Origin of the sequence: Amycolatopsis pithecellobii, assembly GCF_009707865.1 — a bacterium.
GTDB lineage: Bacteria > Actinomycetota > Actinomycetes > Mycobacteriales > Pseudonocardiaceae > Amycolatopsis_E > Amycolatopsis_E pithecellobii.
In genome coordinates, this window is the sequence record NZ_WMBA01000009.1 from 103,000 (window position 1) to 119,003 (window position 16,004).

The window sequence follows — 16,004 nt, forward strand, 5'->3', positions numbered from 1 at the left end:
AGTTGTGCGTTCCGTGCGACGGGAACGCGCAACTCGCGTGGCAGGAACGTACAACTCGCGCATCCGGAACGCGCAACTCGCGCTACCGGAACGCGCAACTCGCGGTGGGGGCGTGGCGGTTAACCTGCTCTGGTGCAGATGATCGCCGAGCGGGCGCCGGCCAAGAAGGTTTTCGCGCTCGCGATTCCCGCGCTCGGGGTGTTGTGCGCCGAACCGCTGTACGTACTCGTGGACACCGCCGTCGTCGGGCACCTGGGAGCGCTGCCGCTCGCGGGGCTGGCGCTCGGCGGGGTCATCCTGTCGCAGATCTCCACCCAGCTGACCTTCCTGTCCTACGGCACCACCTCGCGCACCGCCCGGCTACACGGCGCGGGCCGCCGCGAGGAGGCCGTCAGCGAAGGTGTGCAGGCCACCTGGCTCGCCATCGCCGTCGGACTCGTGCTGGTGCTCGCCGGGCAACTGCTGGCCGCGCCGATCGCGAAGGCGCTTTCGGGCAGCGACGACATCGCCGCCGCATCGGTGTCCTGGTTGCGGATCGCGCTCTGCGGGGCGCCGCTGATCCTGGTCACGATGGCCGGCAACGGCTGGATGCGCGGCGTGCAGGACGCCGCCCGCCCGCTGCGCTACGTGTTGCTGGGCAACGGGATTTCCGCCGTCCTGTGCCCGGTGCTGGTGTACGCGGCCGGCTGGGGGCTCGAAGGGTCCGCGGCGGCGAACGTCGTCGCGCAGGTGATCTCGGCCAGCCTGTTCCTGCGGGCACTGGCCGCCGAGCGGGTACCGCTGCGGCCGCGCCCCGCGGTGATGCGCGCGCAACTGAGCCTCGGACGAGACCTCGTGCTGCGGTCACTGGCATTCCAGGCCTGCTTCATCTCGGCCGCCGCGGTCGCCGCCCGCACCTCGACCGCGGCGGTCGGCGCGCACCAGATCGTGTTGCAGCTGTGGACTTTCCTGTCGCTGGTGCTGGACTCGGTCGCGATCGCGGCGCAGTCACTGGTCGGCGCCGCACTGGGCGGCGGCCGCCGGCACCAGGCGAAGGGGGTGGCCGCACAGATCACCGGTTACGGTCTGATCTTCGGCTGCGTATTGTGTGCCGTGTTCGCCGTCGTGTCACAGGTTTTGCCGCACGCCTTCACATCAGATCCCGGTGTACTGCGGGAAATCCCGAATGCTTGGTGGTTTTTCGTTGCGCTGCAACCGATCGCGGGCGTGGTGTTCGCGCTCGACGGGGTCCTGCTCGGCGCCGGTGACGCCGCGTTCCTGCGCACCGCGACGCTCGTCAGTGCCGCGATCGGGTTCCTGCCGCTGATCTGGATTTCGCTCGCGTTCGGCTGGGGGCTCGCCGGGATCTGGACCGGGCTGTCGGCGTTCATGGTGCTGCGGCTGGCGGCCGTGCTCGCGCGATGGCGTTCGGGCCATTGGGCTGTCGTCGGCGCGGTGCGCTGAAAGTGCAGTGCGCCAAGTCATTCGGGCCGTCCCTCACCCGGAAACCCTGCCGGCGCCGGTAAATTCTCCGTGGCGCAGGCGATCACAGCCCCGTACCCGACTCCGCTGGGAGGCCCGATGGTGGCGTCCACGCAGGCACCCGTGACCGGCAAGGCAAGCCGCCGGTCGTGGCTGGTCTGGTTCGTCGCGGCGCTCGTCTACCTCCTCGCCGTGTTCCACCGCACCTCGTTCGGGGTCGCGGGACTCGAGGCCGCGGACCGGTTCGGTGTCGGCGCCGCCGCACTCAGCGCATTCACCGTCCTGCAGGTCGGCGTCTACGCGGTCATGCAAATCCCCACCGGCGTGCTGGTGGACCGCTACGGCCCCCGCCGGATCCTCATCGCGGCGCTGTTGTGCCTGGCGCTGGGCCAGGTACTCACGGCGTTCGCGACCTCCTACGGTCTTGCCCTGCTCGGCCGGGGCGTGCTCGGGTTCGGGGACGCGATCACGTTCGTCAGTGTGCTGCGCCTCAGTGCGGCCCACTTTCCAGGCCGCCAGTACACCGTCGTCATGTCGCTCACGTCCGCCATCGGGTTCGTCGGCAACCTGGCCGCGACCGTACCGCTCACCCTGCTGCTCGACGGTCCCGGCTGGCTGCCGACGTTCCTGGTGGCCGGCCTCGTGACCGCGCTGTACTCGGCCGTAGTCGCGGCACGCGTCAGGGACACCCCGGCCGGGCACCCCGCCACACCGGTGCCGGTGGACCGGCGCGAGCTGCTGCGGCAGATCCGCTCCGCGTGGCGCGTGCCCGGCACCCGGCTCGGGTTCTGGGTGCATTTCTCGACGGGTTTCGCGCCGACCGTGCTCACCCTGCTGTGGGGCGTGCCGTTTCTCGTGCGAGGAGAGGGGATCGCACCGGCGACGGCGAGCGCGCTGCTGACGGTGTTCGTGTTCGGTGCGATGTTCGTCGGCCCGGTGGTCGGTGGCCTCGTCGCGGCGCGGCCGGGGCTGCGGATGCCGTTGGTGGCCGCGTATCTCGGCGGCGCGACGGCCGTTTGGTCGCTGCTGCTGAGCCTGCCCGGCCCGCTGCCCGTCGCGATCCTGTTGCCCTGCTTCGCTTTCCTGGCGCTCGGCGTGCCGGCCTCGACGATCGCGTTCGCCCTCGCGCGCGACTACAACCCGCTGCACCGGGTCGGCACCGCGACGGGTCTGGTGAACGTCGGCGGGTTCAGTGCGACGACTGTCGCCGCGCTGCTGGTGGGGGTGCTGTTGCAGTACACCGGCAGTTTCCGGATCGCGCTGCTGGCCGTGGTCGCGGTGCTGGTCTACGGCACGTTCCGGCTGCTGGTGTGGTGGCGCCGGGCCCGGGCCGAGCTGTTCGCGGCGCAGGCACGCGGGGAACAGGTGCCGGTGCAGGTGCGCCGCCATGCGTGGGACACCCCCGCAGGGCGCCCGGCCTCGGCCGCCGCCTGAAGCACCCCGATAAAGTGTGCGGTCGTGCCCCCGAAGACCCCACCCCCGCCGCCTGGTCTGCTCGTCGTCGACAAGCCGCCGGGGATGACCTCGCATGACGTCGTCGCCAGGGTGCGGCGGATCATGGGCACGCGCAAGGTCGGCCACGCCGGCACGCTCGACCCGATGGCGACCGGGGTGCTGGTGCTGGGCATCGAGCGGGCGACGAAGCTGCTCGGTCATCTGGCGCTGGACCGCAAGACGTATCTGGCCACGCTGTCCGTCGGGGTCTCGACCACCACCGACGACGCGGAAGGCGAGCAACTGTCCACTGTGGACATCGATGCGCTCGCGGCGATCACCGACGAGCGCATCGCCGCCGGGATTGCCGCGCTCACCGGCGAAATCGAGCAGGTGCCCAGCGCGGTGAGTGCGGTCAAGGTCGCGGGCAAGCGCGCCTACGCCCGGGTGCGTGCGGGGGAGGACGTGGCGCTGTCGCCACGCAAGGTGACCGTGTACCGCTTCGATCTGCTGGCCACCCGCCGCGAGGCGGACCGCATCGAGCTCGACGCGGTGGTCGAATGCTCGTCGGGCACCTATGTCCGCGCGCTCGCCAGGGATCTTGGCGCCGCGCTCGGTGCCGGCGGGCACCTCGCGGCACTGCGGCGGACCACGGTCGGCCCGTTCACCCTCGCCACCGCCAGGACGCTCGAACAACTCGAAGCGAAACCCGAGCTGTCCCACGACCTGAGCGCCGCCGTCGCCGCGGCCTTCCCGCGCTACGACGTCGACGCCGCCACCGCCCGTGCCGTCCAATATGGACAGCAGGTCCGGGCGTCCGGTCTGGACGGCACCTACGGGGTCTTCGGTCCCGACGGACAAGCGGTGGCGCTCGCTGTCGACGCCGGTGGTGTGGCCCGCTCGGTGGTGGTCCTCGACCCCGCCTAGAGTGGCGCCGTGCAGAGGTACCGAGGCTTGGCGGATCTGCCCGGTGGCTGGGGCCGGTGCGTGGTCACGATCGGCGTGTTCGACGGGGTGCATCGCGGGCATCAGGCGCTCATCGGCAAGACGGTCGAGATCGCCAAGACCCGTAACCTGCCCAGTGTCGTGCTCACCTTCGACCCGCACCCGTCCGAGGTGATCCGTCCCGGCAGCCATCCGGCGCAGCTGACCACCTTGCGGCGCAAGGCCGAACTGGTCGAGCAGCTGGGGATCGACGTGTTCACGGTGCTGCCGTTCACCGCCGAGCTGATGCGGCTGCCCGCCGAGGAGTTCGTACACGAGCTCCTGGTCGACCAGCTGCACGTGGCCGCCGTCGTGGTCGGGGACAACTTCACGTTCGGCGCCGGGGCCGTGGGCACCGTGCCGCTGCTGCGCGAGCTCGGCAAGCGGTTCGGGTTCGCCGCCTTCGGCACCGATCTGCAGGGTGAGCGTGACGACGACACCGAGATCACCTTCTCCTCCACCTACGTTCGCTCGTGCATCGACGCCGGTGACGTGGCGGCCGCCGCCGAGGCGCTCGGGCGCCCGCACCGGCTGGAGGGCATCGTCGTCCGCGGGGCCGGGCGCGGCCACGACCTCGGTTATCCCACCGCGAACCTGTCCACTCCGCGGTTCGCCGCCGTGCCTGCCGACGGGGTCTACGCGTGCCGGCTGGTCCGGGCGGCCGAGCCGCACCGGCGACTTGCCGCCGCGGTCTCGGTCGGCACCAACCCGACGTTCTCCGGCCGCGAGCGCACGGTCGAGGCGTTCGTGCTCGACGTCGACGAGGACTTCTACGGCCAGCATGTGGGCCTGGACTTCGTCGGCCGCCTCCGCGACCAGATTCGCTTCGCCACCCCACCCGACCTGGCGGAGCAGATCGCCGACGACGTCATCCGTACGAGGGAAATTCTCGGTCTGCACCCGGAGTGAGTGCTTTTGCGAAGCACTCGGTGAAAATGCACTGCCGGATCGGGCACTTTTGGCAAGATGCGGGGGACACCGGGGGCCACCGGGTGTGCGAGGGGAGTAAAGGGGAGAGCAGCCAGCGTGGAGGACCACAAAATCGTCCAGCGCAATATCGCATTGCAGCGGCAGTGGTATGGGGAGCCACTGGGGGACAGAGTGCGCCGGCTCGTGGTCGCCTTCGATGTCTCGCAGGCGTACCTGGCCGAGGTGCTGGGGATCAGCGCGCCGATGCTCAGCCAGGTGATGAGCGGCAGACGGGCGAAGATCGGCAATCCGGTCGTGCTGGCCAAGATGATCATGCTCGAGCGCAAATGCCTGATCCCCGACGTCGCGGCGGGCCGCAAGGAAGCCCTGCTCGCCGCGCTCGAGGACGTCAAGGCCGCGCGGCCGACGGTCGGCCGTGACAACATCCCGGTCGCGGCGGTCACCGACGACCGGCTGGCGCTGGCCGCGTTACGGGAGGTCGCCGAAGACGAGGACCTGACCGAGGCCGCCAAGCGACTCGACGAGGACTTCCCGGCGATCGCGGATCTGCTGCGCCGGGCAGGCCAGCAGGGCTGACCCGTGGCGTTGTTCTCCGCGGTGCTGCCGCCGCCCCAGGTCGCCGAGTCGCTGCGGATGTACCTGGAACCGCTGTGGGCCGAAGACCCTGCGCCGCGCTGGGTGCCGCCGGCTCAGTGGCATGTCACGCTCGGCTTCTACGGCCAGGACGACCCGGCGACCCGCATCCCGTGGCTGACCTCGGCGCTGACCGGCCGACGCGCACCGATGGTGCGGCTGGAAGGGGCGGGCACCTTCGCCCACGTGCTGTATGTGGGCGTGGCCGGCGACGAGTTGACTGAACTGGCGGCCGCGGCGGGCGCGGGTGACGAGCGCCCGTACCTGCCACACCTGACGGTCGCGCGCACCCGCGAGGAGGCTCCGGCGGAGCTCGAGCGGCGGTTGTCCGGTTTCGTCAGCGAGCCATGGACGGCAACCGAGGTCGTGCTGATGCGCAGCGACCGCACCCGCGCCGGCGCGCGGTATTCGGTGCTCGCGCGCGTTCCCCTCGTGTCCCGTCAGGCCTGCTGAGAGGCTGCCTGTTACCCTGGACAACTGGGTCCGGCTGCAGTCCGTGGCGGCCGTGACCGACTCACCCGGCGCGGTCGCGCGTCCGGGCCGCACGGCACAGGAAAATCCAAGGAGAACCCAGCGTGGCGCTGTCCACCGACGAGAAGAAGTCGATCCTCACCGAGTACGGCCTGCACGACTCGGACACCGGATCCCCCGAGGCCCAGGTGGCTCTGCTGACCAAGCGGATCATCGGCCTCACCGAGCACCTCAAGGAGCACAAGCACGACCACCACTCGCGTCGTGGGCTCCTGCTGCTGGTCGGCCGTCGCCGCCGGCTGCTCGACTACGTGAAGAAGGTCGACATCGAACGGTACCGGTCGCTGATCCAGCGACTCGGCCTCCGCCGATAGCACCGCCCCGAGGGGGAGTGACCGCCCGGTCGCTCCCCCTCGCCACATAACCGCAAGAAAGAGGAAGGCGAACCGCACGAGGGCAAGTCCGCCGGTCCTCGGTAGTGGCTTCCGGGAGTCGTTCCCGGGGGCTTCGATCGAAGACCGGCCTCGTTCCTCGGGCGCTGCCCCGGACGGATGGGGCACATGTTCGCCGCATGAACGAGGAGAAACACAGAAAATGACCGAAGCAGGCGGACACTCGGTGCACGAAACCGAAGCCGTCATCGACAATGGCAAGTTCGGCACCCGCACGATCCGCTTCGAGACCGGAAGGCTCGCGCGCCAGGCTGCCGGCGCCGTCGTGGCCTACCTCGACGAAGAAACCATGCTGCTGTCGGCGACGACGGCGTCGAAGCACCCGAAGGAACACTTCGACTTCTTCCCGCTGACGGTGGACGTCGAGGAGCGGATGTACGCCGCGGGCCGGATCCCGGGCGCGTTCTTCCGCCGCGAGGGCCGTCCGTCCACGGACGCGATCCTGACCGCGCGGCTGATCGACCGGCCGCTGCGCCCGTCGTTCACCGACGGCCTGCGCAACGAGATCCAGGTCGTGGTCACGGTGCAGAGCCTGCACCCCGAGGACCCGTACGACGTGCTGGCGATCAACGCCGCGTCCGCGTCCACCCAGATCGGCGGGCTGCCGTTCTCGGGTCCCATCGGCGGCGTGCGCGTCGCGCTGATCGAGGGCCAGTGGGTCGCGTTCCCGACCTGGAAGCAGCTGGAGACGGCCACCTTCAACATGGTGGTCGCGGGCCGGGTCGTCGGTGACGACGTGGCGATCATGATGGTCGAGGCCGAGGGTACCGAGCACACGCTCGACCTGATCGCCGCCGGTGCCACCGCGCCGGACGAGCAGACCGTCGCGGACGGCCTGAACGCGGCGAAGCCGTTCATCCGGGTGCTGTGCGAGGCCCAGCAGAAGCTCGCCGAGGTGGCCGCGAAGCCCACCGGTGACTTCCCGGTGTTCCCCGCCTACCAGCAGGACGCCTACGACGCCGTCGCCGCGATCGCGACCGACGACCTCGCGAAGGCGCTGACGATCGGCGGCAAGCAGGACCGTGACAACGCCACCGACGAGGTCAAGGCCGCGGTGCTGGCCAAGGTCGGCGTCGGCGAGGGCGAAGCTTTCGCCGGGCGTGACAAGGAGATCGGCGCGGCGTTCCGTGCGCTGACCAAGAAGCTGATCCGCCAGCGGATCCTGCGCGACAAGGTCCGCATCGACGGCCGTGGCCTGACCGACATCCGCAGCCTGTCGGCCGAGGTCGGGCTTGTCCCGCGGGCACACGGCTCGGCGCTGTTCGAGCGCGGCGAGACCCAGATCCTGGGCATCACCACGCTGAACATGCTCCGCATGGAACAGCAGATCGACTCGCTGTCCCCGGAGACCACCAAGCGCTACCTGCACCACTACAATTTCCCGCCGTTCTCGACCGGGGAGACCGGCCGGGTCGGCTCGCCGAAGCGGCGGGAGATCGGGCACGGCATGCTCGCCGAGCGCGCGCTGGTGCCGGTGCTGCCGAAGCGGGACGAGTTCCCGTACGCGATCCGGCAGGTGTCCGAGGCGCTGGGTTCAAACGGGTCCACCTCGATGGGCTCGGTCTGCGCCTCGACGATGGGCCTGTTCAACGCGGGTGTGCCACTCAAGGCGCCGGTCGCGGGCATCGCGATGGGGCTGGTGTCCGATGAGGTGGACGGCAAGACCGAGTACGTCGCGTTGACCGACATCCTCGGCGCCGAGGATGCCTTCGGTGACATGGACTTCAAGGTCGCCGGCACCAAGGACATCATCACCGCGCTGCAGCTGGACACGAAGCTCGACGGCATCCCGTCGGAGGTTCTCGGGGCCGCGCTCAAGCAGGCGAAGGACGCGCGCCTGACGATCCTCGAGGTCATCGCCGAGGCCATCGACGGACCCGACGAGATGAGCCCGTACGCCCCGCGCGTGACGAGCGTGAAGATCCCGGTCGACAAGATCGGCGAGGTCATCGGGCCGAAGGGCAAGATGATCAACTCGATCACCGAGGAGACCGGCGCCGACATCTCGATCGAGGACGACGGCACGATCTACGTCGGTGCGGCAGACGGCCCCTCGGCGGAGGCGGCGATCGGCAAGATCAACGCCATCGCGAACCCGCAGCTGCCGAAGGTGGGCGAGCGGTTCCTCGGCACCGTGGTGAAGACGGCCGCGTTCGGCGCGTTCGTGTCGCTGCTGCCGGGCAAGGACGGCCTGATCCACATTTCCAAGCTGGGCAACGGAAAGCGCATCGGCAAGGTCGAGGACGTGGTCAACGTGGGCGACAAGCTCCGCGTCGAGATCGCCGACATCGACAACCGCGGCAAGATCAGCCTCGTGCTCGTCAAGGACGAAGAGGACGCGAAGGCCGAGAAGCCGGCCGAGGCCGAAGCGGCTCAGTAAGGCAACCCGAGTACGGCCCGTCCGAGCATGTCTCGGACGGGCCTTCTCCGCGCGAGTTGAGCGTTGGGAGCGCGCGAGTTGAGCGTTGCGTGCGGCGGGAACGCGCAACTCGTGCGTCGGGAACGCTCAACTCGCGCGGCGGGAAAGGTCAACTCGCGCGGATATTCGCAAGCCGATCCGGACTGTTTAATGAAGGAACCATGGCGCGTCAGATTCCTGGATACGAGCAGGCTCCTGGGACCACCCGGACGCTGGACGGCTCGGTGAAGCGGACCGTGCTGCCCGGTGGCCTGCGGGTGATCACCGAGCACGTGCCCGGCGTTCGCTCGGCCACTGTCGGCCTCTGGGTCGGCATCGGTTCCCGTGACGAGCCGTCCGCGGTCGCGGGGGCCGCGCACTACCTGGAACACCTGCTGTTCAAGGGCACCCGCAACCGCGGCGCGACGCAGATCGCCGAGGAGATCGACGCGGTCGGCGGCGAGTTCAACGCGTTCACCGCCAAGGAACACACCTGCTACTACGCGCAGGTGCTGGACGAGGATCTGCCGCTGGCCCTCGATCTGGTCACCGACGTCGTGTTCGAGGCACTGTGCGCCGAGTCCGATGTGGACACCGAACGCAGCGTGGTACTCGAGGAAATCGCGATGCGCGACGACGATCCCGAGGACTTGCTGCACGAGACGTTCGTCAGCTCGGTGCTGGCCGGTCATCCGCTGGCGAAACCCGTGCTGGGCACCGAAGAATCGATCCGGGGCATGTCCGCGACGGCGTTGCGTGGTTTCTACCGCCGCCGGTACCGGCTGCCGCGGATGGTGCTCGCCGTCGCCGGCAATATCGAGCACGCGCAGGTGCTTCGCTTGGCGCGCAAGGCTTTGCGGAACCGTCTGTCCGGTTCGGACAGTCCGGTGCCGCCCCGCCGCGGCCGGGCCCGCATCACCGCGGGGCCGAGCCTGGCGCTGCACACCGACGACACCGAGCAGGCGCATGTCATGCTCGGCCTGCGTGCCTTGTCGCGGCACGACGAACGCCGCTACGCCCTCAACGTGCTCAACGCGGCACTTGGTGGCGGCATGAGTTCCCGGCTGTTCCAGGAGATCCGGGAGCAGCGCGGGCTGGCGTACCAGGTGTACTCGTCGGTCGCCGGATACGCCGACACCGGTCACCTGTCGGTCTACGCGGGCTGCCTGCCCGAGCGGCTCGGCGAGGTCGCCAACGTGCTCCGTGACGTGCTCGGCCAGGTCGGCAAGGAAGGCTTCACCGACGCCGAAGTGGCCAGGGCGAAGGGCCAGTTGCGCGGCGGCCTCGTGCTGGGCCTGGAGGACACCGCGTCCCGGATGTCGCGGATCGGCAAGCAGGAACTCAACTTCGGGCTGTACCAAAGCGTCGATGACACCGTGGCGAGAATCGACGCGGTGACCACCGACGAGGTGTACGACCTGGCCCGCAGTCTGCTGCGGGCACCGGGAGGGGTCTCCGTGGCCGCGGTGGTCGGGCCGTACGCTCATGCCGACGACCTGCCGGATGATCTGCACGAGGTGATCGCACAATGAGCCCGATCCGAGTCGGCGTACTGGGCGCCCAGGGCCGCATGGGTGCCACGGTGGTACAGGCCGTCGAGGGTGCCGCCGGGATGGAGATCGCCGCGACGGTCGACGCGGGGGAGTCGCTGTCCGCGCTCGCCGGCGCCGAGGTGGTCGTCGATTTCACCCACCCCGACGCGGTGATGGACAACCTGCGTTTCCTTGTGGAGCAAGGCATCCATGCGGTGGTCGGCACGACCGGGTTCACCGGGGAGCGGCTCGAAACCGTTCGGGAGTGGCTGCGCTCCAAGCCGGAGGTCGGAGTGCTGATCGCGCCGAACTTCGCGCTGGGCGCTGTGCTTGCGATGCGGTTCGCCCAGCAGGCGGCGCGCTTCTACGCCTCGGCCGAGATCATCGAACTGCACCACAACCGCAAGGCCGACGCCCCTTCCGGTACCGCGGCGCACACGGCAGAGCTGATCGCGCAGGCCCGGCGTGAGGCCGGCGTGCAACCCGGCACCGACGCCACGACGTCCGAAGTGGACGGTGCACGCGGCGCGCTGATCGAGGACGTGCGCGTGCACTCCGTCCGGCTGCCCGGGCTCGTCGCGCACGAGGAGATCCTGTTCGGCGGCGAAGGGGAGACGCTGAGCATCCGCCACGACTCGCTGGACCGTGTCTCGTTCATGGCTGGTGTCCTGCTCGGCGTGCGGGAGGTGCGGACGCGGCCGGGGCTGACGGTCGGGCTCGAGAACGTGCTGGACCTGTGAAAGCCCGCAACGTCGCGCTGCTGATGACCGCCGCGCTGGCGGTGTATCTGGTGCTGCTCGCGCAACGGGCGGTGCAGCTGCTGCGCACCGGCACCCCCGCCGGGATCGCGCTGGGCATCGCGGTGTTCGTGCTGCCGTTGCTCGGTGCCTGGATGGTGATCGTGACCTGGCGCTCGGGCGTGCGCATCCAGCGGCTCGGGCAGCGGCTCGACGCCGAAGGTGCGCTGCCTGATGCGGGCGACCTGCCGCGCCGCCCGTCGGGCCGGGTCGACCGCGCCGCCGCGGACGCGTGGTTCGAGGAGCGCAGGGCCGAGCTGGAGCAGCATCCCGACGACTGGCGGTACTGGTACCGGCTGGCCTACGCCTACGACCTCGCCGGTGACCGCCGTCGCGCCCGCGCCACCATGCGCCGCGCCATCGACCTGGAAGCCGCCGACCGCTGACCCGGGTCGGGGCTAGCGACTGTTTCGAATGTGGTTTGCGTGGCGGTGCGGGTGGCGGACCCTCAGTCCCGCCCGCCAGCCCGACCGCCACCCCTGGCGGACGCGCTTCGCGCGGCAGCGCTTCTGCACCACGTCGGCGCTGTCCTCGCGAGGAACCACCTGAGAACTCGGCAGCAGAGTGTCAGCTGACGGCCCACAGCAAGCGGCTCCGCCGCTGCTGAAACACGAGCTAGGTGTGTATCCAGTGCGCGAAGACGGCGGGAAACGCCGCGAGCACGCAGTACCGCACGAACCGCCCGGCCAGGCCCAGCGTCACGAACGTCGGCATCGGCATTTTCACCAGTCCCGCGAGCACGGTGGTCGCCATGAACGGCGGGAGCCCGAGGACCGAGCTGACCCCGTAGGTGCCGGCCATCCACTTCGGATGCCGGTGACACCGCTCGCGGATCAGGTCCACCTTCGCCCGCAGCCATTTCGTCCGCGCGTGCCAGCGCTCGCGCAGCCGGCTCGGCGGGCGCTGCCGGTGCAGCCGGTCGTGCAGGAACGGTGGCAGTTTGATGGACCCCCGCGCGGCCAGGTAGTACAGCAGTTTCCCGGCGATCTGCCCGATCGCGACCGCGGCGCCGATCAGGTACCACGGCGCGGCCGGTTCGCTGGACACCAGCCCGAGCACGAACACCTCGATGCTGATCACCGGGATCAGGGCGGACCCGAGCGCGACACCCAGCGTCAGGCAGAACCAGCCGAGCATCGCGCCTCCCAGGGATGTCACTCGAACAAACGTTAAGGGGACACGGCGGCGTGCACAGGGGGGTTCACCGTACTCTTGGCTTCCTGTTGACCACCGGGTGGTCATCTTCCGGCCATCTGATCCTGGAAACCTGGCGCGGTGCGTGCCGAAGACAAGGGAATACCCACCCGGTTCGCGGCCTTCTGCGCCGCCGTGGTCCGGCCGTTGCCGGTGCCGGTCCCGCCCAGTTTCGTCGGTTACGCGATCATCAACGGCTTCACCTTCGGGGTGGATCTGGCCATTCTGACGTTCACCCGATCGGGGCTCGGGCTGCCACTACCGGTTTGTGTCACCGCCGGTTATCTGATCGCTTTCGGGTTGAGTTTCGTCCTCAACCGCGGTCTCAACTTCCGCTCCCATGCCCCGGTCGGCGGGCAGACCCTCAAATACGCCGTCGCGGTGGGCATCAACTACCTGGTCTTCATCCTCGGTGTCGGCGCCGGCCTCGGCCTGCTCGGCATCGAATACCACCTGTCCCGCCTGCTCGCCGGCGCCGGTGAGGCCGTTTTCATGTATTGCGTGATGCGCTGGGTGGTGTTCGCCGACGCGAAAGAGGGGACCCGATCGCGAGCCGTGTCACGCGGGCAACCAAGATAGGGGGCGCCGCGTCAGTTTCCTGGATACTTCTCGTGGCTTTGGGACCTGGGAGAAGAGTGTTGAATTCTGTCGTCTCGACCTGGAGGCACGGGAGTACCGGTGCGCGGCTGCGCCTCGGGCTCCAGCTGGCGCTCGCGCTCGGCCTGTTCTGCGCGCTGGCGTACTACGCGCACGGCATCGTCAAGTGGCCCACCGATGTCGACGTGTACCGCCTCGGCGCGGACACGTTCCTCAAGGGACAGTCGATCTACACGCAGCTCCCGGTGTCGCCGGTCGGTGGTGCCCTGCCTTACACCTACCCGCCGTTCTCGGCGGTCATGTTCGTCCCGCTGGCGATCGTCCCGCCCGCGATCGGCTACCCGCTGCTGACCGGGCTGACCTGCCTGTGCCTGTTCCCGATCGTGCTGGCCTACCGCAAGAGCTCGCCGGAGCTGAGCGGTCTGCTTACGAAGCCGTGGATGGTCGTGGCGGGTGCCTGCGTCCTGGTCGTCGCGCACCCGGTCGCGAACACGATCTTCTGGGGCCAGATCAACGTCATCCTGATGATGCTGGTCGCTCTGGATGTGCTGTGGCCCAACCCGAAGTGGCCGCGGGGCGCGCTGATCGGCATCGCGGCCGCGATCAAGCTGACTCCCGCCGGGTTCGTGTTGATCTTCTTGCTGCGCAAGGACTTCCGCGCGGTGGTGACGAGTTTCCTGAGCTTCTGCGCGTGCACCGCGATCGCGTTCGTGCTGATGCCGCACGATTCGTGGCTGTACTGGACCGACCGGGTCTTCCACGCCACCGGTATGAACATCGGCCCGATTCACGCGAACGAGGCCGTCATGTCCAGCTACGAGAAGCTGGGCCTCGCCGGGCACACACTGACCCTCGTCGGCGGGGCCAGCGTGCTGGCCGTCGTGGTGATGACGTGGCTGGGCACACGGCGTGCGCTCGACGACGGCAACCTGCCGATGGCGCTCGGCGTGACCGCGACCGGGGTGCTGCTGGTGTCGCCGATTTCCTGGTCGCACCACTGGGTTCTCGCGCTGCCCACGGCCGCGCTGATCATGGTCATGGGATACCAGCGGCACAAGTTCTGGCTGCTGTTCTCGGGCTGGGCCGGCGTGCTGATCCTCTGGCTGGCGCCGCACTACCAGGTGCCGCTGGAGTACCAGATCTGGAGTTTCGCGCAGAAGGTCGCAGGGTCGAGCTACCAGATCATCGCGGTGATCTTCCTGGTGGTGATGACGGTGCGGTGGTTCCGGGGCAGGCGGTCAGCCGGCCAGCTCGAGGTCGAGCTGCCCCGTCAGACGGAGCTCGCGGAGCCGGCGCTCGCCGGTGTCGAGGGTGCGCACCGTCCCGTCCGGACGCCAGCCGGCGCGGCGGAAGAAGGACAGTGACGCCGAGTCCGACTCGGCGACCCAGCTGATGCCGCGTTCGGCGCCGCGCTGACGGAGTCCCCGCGCGGCGTCCGCGAGCAGGCGCCCGCCGTGACCGCGGCGGCCCCAGCGGGGTTCCACGAGCAGCGTCGCGATCAGGCCGGTGCGGTCGGCGTCCTCGGGGAGCGTGCCCGACGCGTTCGCCACCTCGTCCTCGGGCGCGGGCCCGGCCACGCAGAAACCGACCGTGAACTCGCCTTCCGTCGCGACGTACACCGTCGTGGCGGGATGTGCGATCGCCTCCGCCCAGTGCTGTTCGATGCTCTCGTCGAGGGCGGCGATGGCCTGCTCACCCAGCAGATCGGCGTAGGCAGTGCGCCAGGTGACACGCTGGATGCGGGCGATCTCCGGCGCGTCGGCGACGACGGCGGCTCGGACTCGGGCGGTGCTCATGCCAGAACGGTAGCTGTCACGCGAAGCGTGTCCGTTGAGGGTGGCGGTGGGTGAGGGGCCGGCGCATAGCGGCCCCATTTTCTGTCGGTGGGTACTGGCACGATGACTCCCGATGGACACGATGAGCATCGCGGTGGCGCGCCGGATCGCGCTGGCCGCACAGGGGTTCGCGGACGCCCGGCCCGAAGTGGTGACGCGGCGGCATCTCAAGCGGGTGCTGTCGCGGGTGCAGCTGATCCAGCTGGACTCGGTGAACGTCGCGGTGCGGGCGCACTACGCGCCGCTGTTCTCGCGGCTCGGCGCCTACGACCGCACCCTGATCGACGAGGCGGCGTGGACGCACAGCGCGCGCAAGCCGCGGATGCTGGTGGAGACGTGGGCGCACGAAGCCAGCCTGATCCCCGTCGAGGACTGGCCGCTGTTGCGCTCAGGCGCCAAGCGCCCCGGCTGGTGGCGCAACTACGCGCGGCTCGCGGACCAAACCCCCGGCCTGGTGGACGACATCCTCGCCGTTGTCAAGGAGCAGGGCCCGATCGGTGCGGGCGGGATCGAGCGCGAGGTCGCAGGGGAGTCGAAGCGCACGCCCGGACCGTGGTGGGACCGGTCGGAGGTGAAGAAGGTCTGCGAATGGCTTTTCGGCATGGGGCAGCTGACCACCGGGACGAGGCGGTCGTTCGAGCGGTTGTACGACCTGACCGAGCGGGTGGTCCCCGCGGAAATCCTGGCGCGCCAGGTGTCGCCGGAGGAGGGCGCGCGCGAGCTGATCGCCCGCTCGGCCGCGGCGCTCGGCGTGGCCACCGAACCGGATCTGCGCGACTACTACCGCCTGGGCCCGGACGTCAGTCATCAGGCGGTCGCGGACCTGGTGGAGTCCGGCGTGCTGGAGCCCGTCCGGGTCCGCACCTGGCGGGCGCCGGCGTACCGGTTCTCCGGCGCGCGGTCGCCACGCAAGGTCGCCGGACGGGCCCTGCTGTGCCCGTTCGACCCGCTGATCTGGGAGCGCGGGCGGACGGAGCGGCTGTTCGACTTCCGGTACCGCATCGAGATCTACGTGCCGGAGCCGAAGCGGGAGTACGGGTACTACGTCTTCCCGTTCCTGCTGGACGGTGAGCTGGTCGCGCGCGTGGACCTGAAATCCGACCGGGAAGCAGGCCTACTGCGGGTGCACGGCGCCTTCGGCGAACCGGACATCGACCGGCCGCGGGTGGCCGCGGAACTCGCCCGGGAGCTGCGCGTGATGGCGGAGTGGCTGAGCCTGGACGGCGTCGTGGCCGGGGAGCGAGGTGATCTGGCGGCGGCGCTGCGCAAGGCCTGAGGCCGGGGAC

At 69.8% G+C, this 16,004-nt stretch carries 15 protein-coding genes and 1 pseudogene; 14 read left to right on the forward strand and 2 right to left on the reverse strand.

The genetic code is table 11. The annotated features are described in order from the left end of the window. The first annotated feature begins 138 nt into the window (after window positions 1–138). From GKO32_RS08935 to GKO32_RS08985, 11 genes are all read left to right on the forward strand, one after another. Window positions 139–1,443: an MATE family efflux transporter gene (locus tag GKO32_RS08935; protein ID WP_154756363.1), complete on the forward strand. Its 1,305-nt coding sequence runs from the start codon at window positions 139–141 to the stop codon at window positions 1,441–1,443. Between the two features lie 117 nt (window positions 1,444–1,560). Further along, the gene (locus tag GKO32_RS08940; RefSeq protein ID WP_154756317.1) at window positions 1,561–2,895 is read left to right on the forward strand and encodes an MFS transporter; all 1,335 of its coding nucleotides are present in this window, start codon (window positions 1,561–1,563) and stop codon (window positions 2,893–2,895) included. 24 nt (window positions 2,896–2,919) lie between these two features. Beyond that, the gene (gene truB / locus GKO32_RS08945) at window positions 2,920–3,822 is read left to right on the forward strand and encodes a tRNA pseudouridine(55) synthase TruB (protein WP_312867690.1); all 903 of its coding nucleotides are present in this window, start codon (window positions 2,920–2,922) and stop codon (window positions 3,820–3,822) included. A gap of 9 nt (window positions 3,823–3,831) precedes the next feature. Continuing rightward, complete coding sequence (locus GKO32_RS08950; RefSeq protein ID WP_312867691.1) at window positions 3,832–4,788, forward strand: bifunctional riboflavin kinase/FAD synthetase; 957 nt, start codon at window positions 3,832–3,834, stop codon at window positions 4,786–4,788. Between the two features lie 117 nt (window positions 4,789–4,905). Continuing rightward, window positions 4,906–5,385 (forward strand): helix-turn-helix transcriptional regulator, encoded by a 480-nt coding sequence (locus tag GKO32_RS08955; RefSeq protein ID WP_312867692.1) that lies wholly within the window; start codon window positions 4,906–4,908, stop codon window positions 5,383–5,385. Between the two features lie 3 nt (window positions 5,386–5,388). Further along, complete coding sequence (thpR, locus tag GKO32_RS08960) at window positions 5,389–5,895, forward strand: RNA 2',3'-cyclic phosphodiesterase (RefSeq protein ID WP_312867693.1); 507 nt, start codon at window positions 5,389–5,391, stop codon at window positions 5,893–5,895. A 122-nt stretch (window positions 5,896–6,017) separates the two neighbouring features. Beyond that, window positions 6,018–6,287 carry a 30S ribosomal protein S15 gene (gene rpsO, locus GKO32_RS08965; RefSeq protein ID WP_236792108.1) on the forward strand — a complete coding sequence of 90 codons (270 nt, stop codon included), beginning with the start codon at window positions 6,018–6,020 and terminating at the stop codon, window positions 6,285–6,287. Between the two features lie 220 nt (window positions 6,288–6,507). Next, the gene (locus tag GKO32_RS08970) at window positions 6,508–8,745 is read left to right on the forward strand and encodes a polyribonucleotide nucleotidyltransferase (RefSeq protein ID WP_154756319.1); all 2,238 of its coding nucleotides are present in this window, start codon (window positions 6,508–6,510) and stop codon (window positions 8,743–8,745) included. A gap of 200 nt (window positions 8,746–8,945) precedes the next feature. Continuing rightward, a complete protein-coding gene (locus GKO32_RS08975; protein ID WP_154756320.1) occupies window positions 8,946–10,295 on the forward strand; it encodes a M16 family metallopeptidase in 1,350 nt (449 codons plus the stop codon). Further along, window positions 10,292–11,035 carry a 4-hydroxy-tetrahydrodipicolinate reductase gene (gene dapB, locus GKO32_RS08980; RefSeq protein ID WP_154756321.1) on the forward strand — a complete coding sequence of 248 codons (744 nt, stop codon included), beginning with the start codon at window positions 10,292–10,294 and terminating at the stop codon, window positions 11,033–11,035. The genes GKO32_RS08975 and dapB overlap by 4 nt, the downstream gene beginning before the upstream one ends. Further along, on the forward strand, window positions 11,032–11,478 hold the full coding sequence (locus GKO32_RS08985; protein WP_312867694.1) for a hypothetical protein: 447 nt from the start codon (window positions 11,032–11,034) through the stop codon (window positions 11,476–11,478). Before dapB ends, GKO32_RS08985 begins: the two co-directional genes overlap by 4 nt. A gap of 229 nt (window positions 11,479–11,707) precedes the next feature. Here the strand turns inward: GKO32_RS08985 and GKO32_RS08990 are convergent, their stop codons facing one another. Then, a complete protein-coding gene (locus tag GKO32_RS08990) occupies window positions 11,708–12,229 on the reverse strand; it encodes a YqaA family protein (RefSeq protein ID WP_154756369.1) in 522 nt (173 codons plus the stop codon). Between the two features lie 138 nt (window positions 12,230–12,367). Between GKO32_RS08990 and GKO32_RS08995 the strand changes: the two genes are divergently transcribed. Continuing rightward, the gene (locus tag GKO32_RS08995; protein WP_312867695.1) at window positions 12,368–12,865 is read left to right on the forward strand and encodes a GtrA family protein; all 498 of its coding nucleotides are present in this window, start codon (window positions 12,368–12,370) and stop codon (window positions 12,863–12,865) included. A 263-nt stretch (window positions 12,866–13,128) separates the two neighbouring features. After that, a pseudogene (locus tag GKO32_RS38855) lies at window positions 13,129–13,851 on the forward strand (glycosyltransferase family 87 protein); the annotation flags it as partial. Between the two features lie 270 nt (window positions 13,852–14,121). On the opposite strand, the gene GKO32_RS09005 reads toward GKO32_RS38855, so the two are convergent. After that, entirely contained in the window at window positions 14,122–14,679 is a 558-nt protein-coding gene (locus GKO32_RS09005; RefSeq protein WP_154756322.1) for a GNAT family N-acetyltransferase, read from the reverse strand. Between the two features lie 112 nt (window positions 14,680–14,791). On the opposite strand from GKO32_RS09005, the gene GKO32_RS09010 reads away from it, so the two are divergent. Continuing rightward, window positions 14,792–15,994 carry a winged helix-turn-helix domain-containing protein gene (locus GKO32_RS09010; RefSeq protein WP_154756323.1) on the forward strand — a complete coding sequence of 401 codons (1,203 nt, stop codon included), beginning with the start codon at window positions 14,792–14,794 and terminating at the stop codon, window positions 15,992–15,994. The last annotated feature ends 10 nt before the right edge of the window (window positions 15,995–16,004 follow it).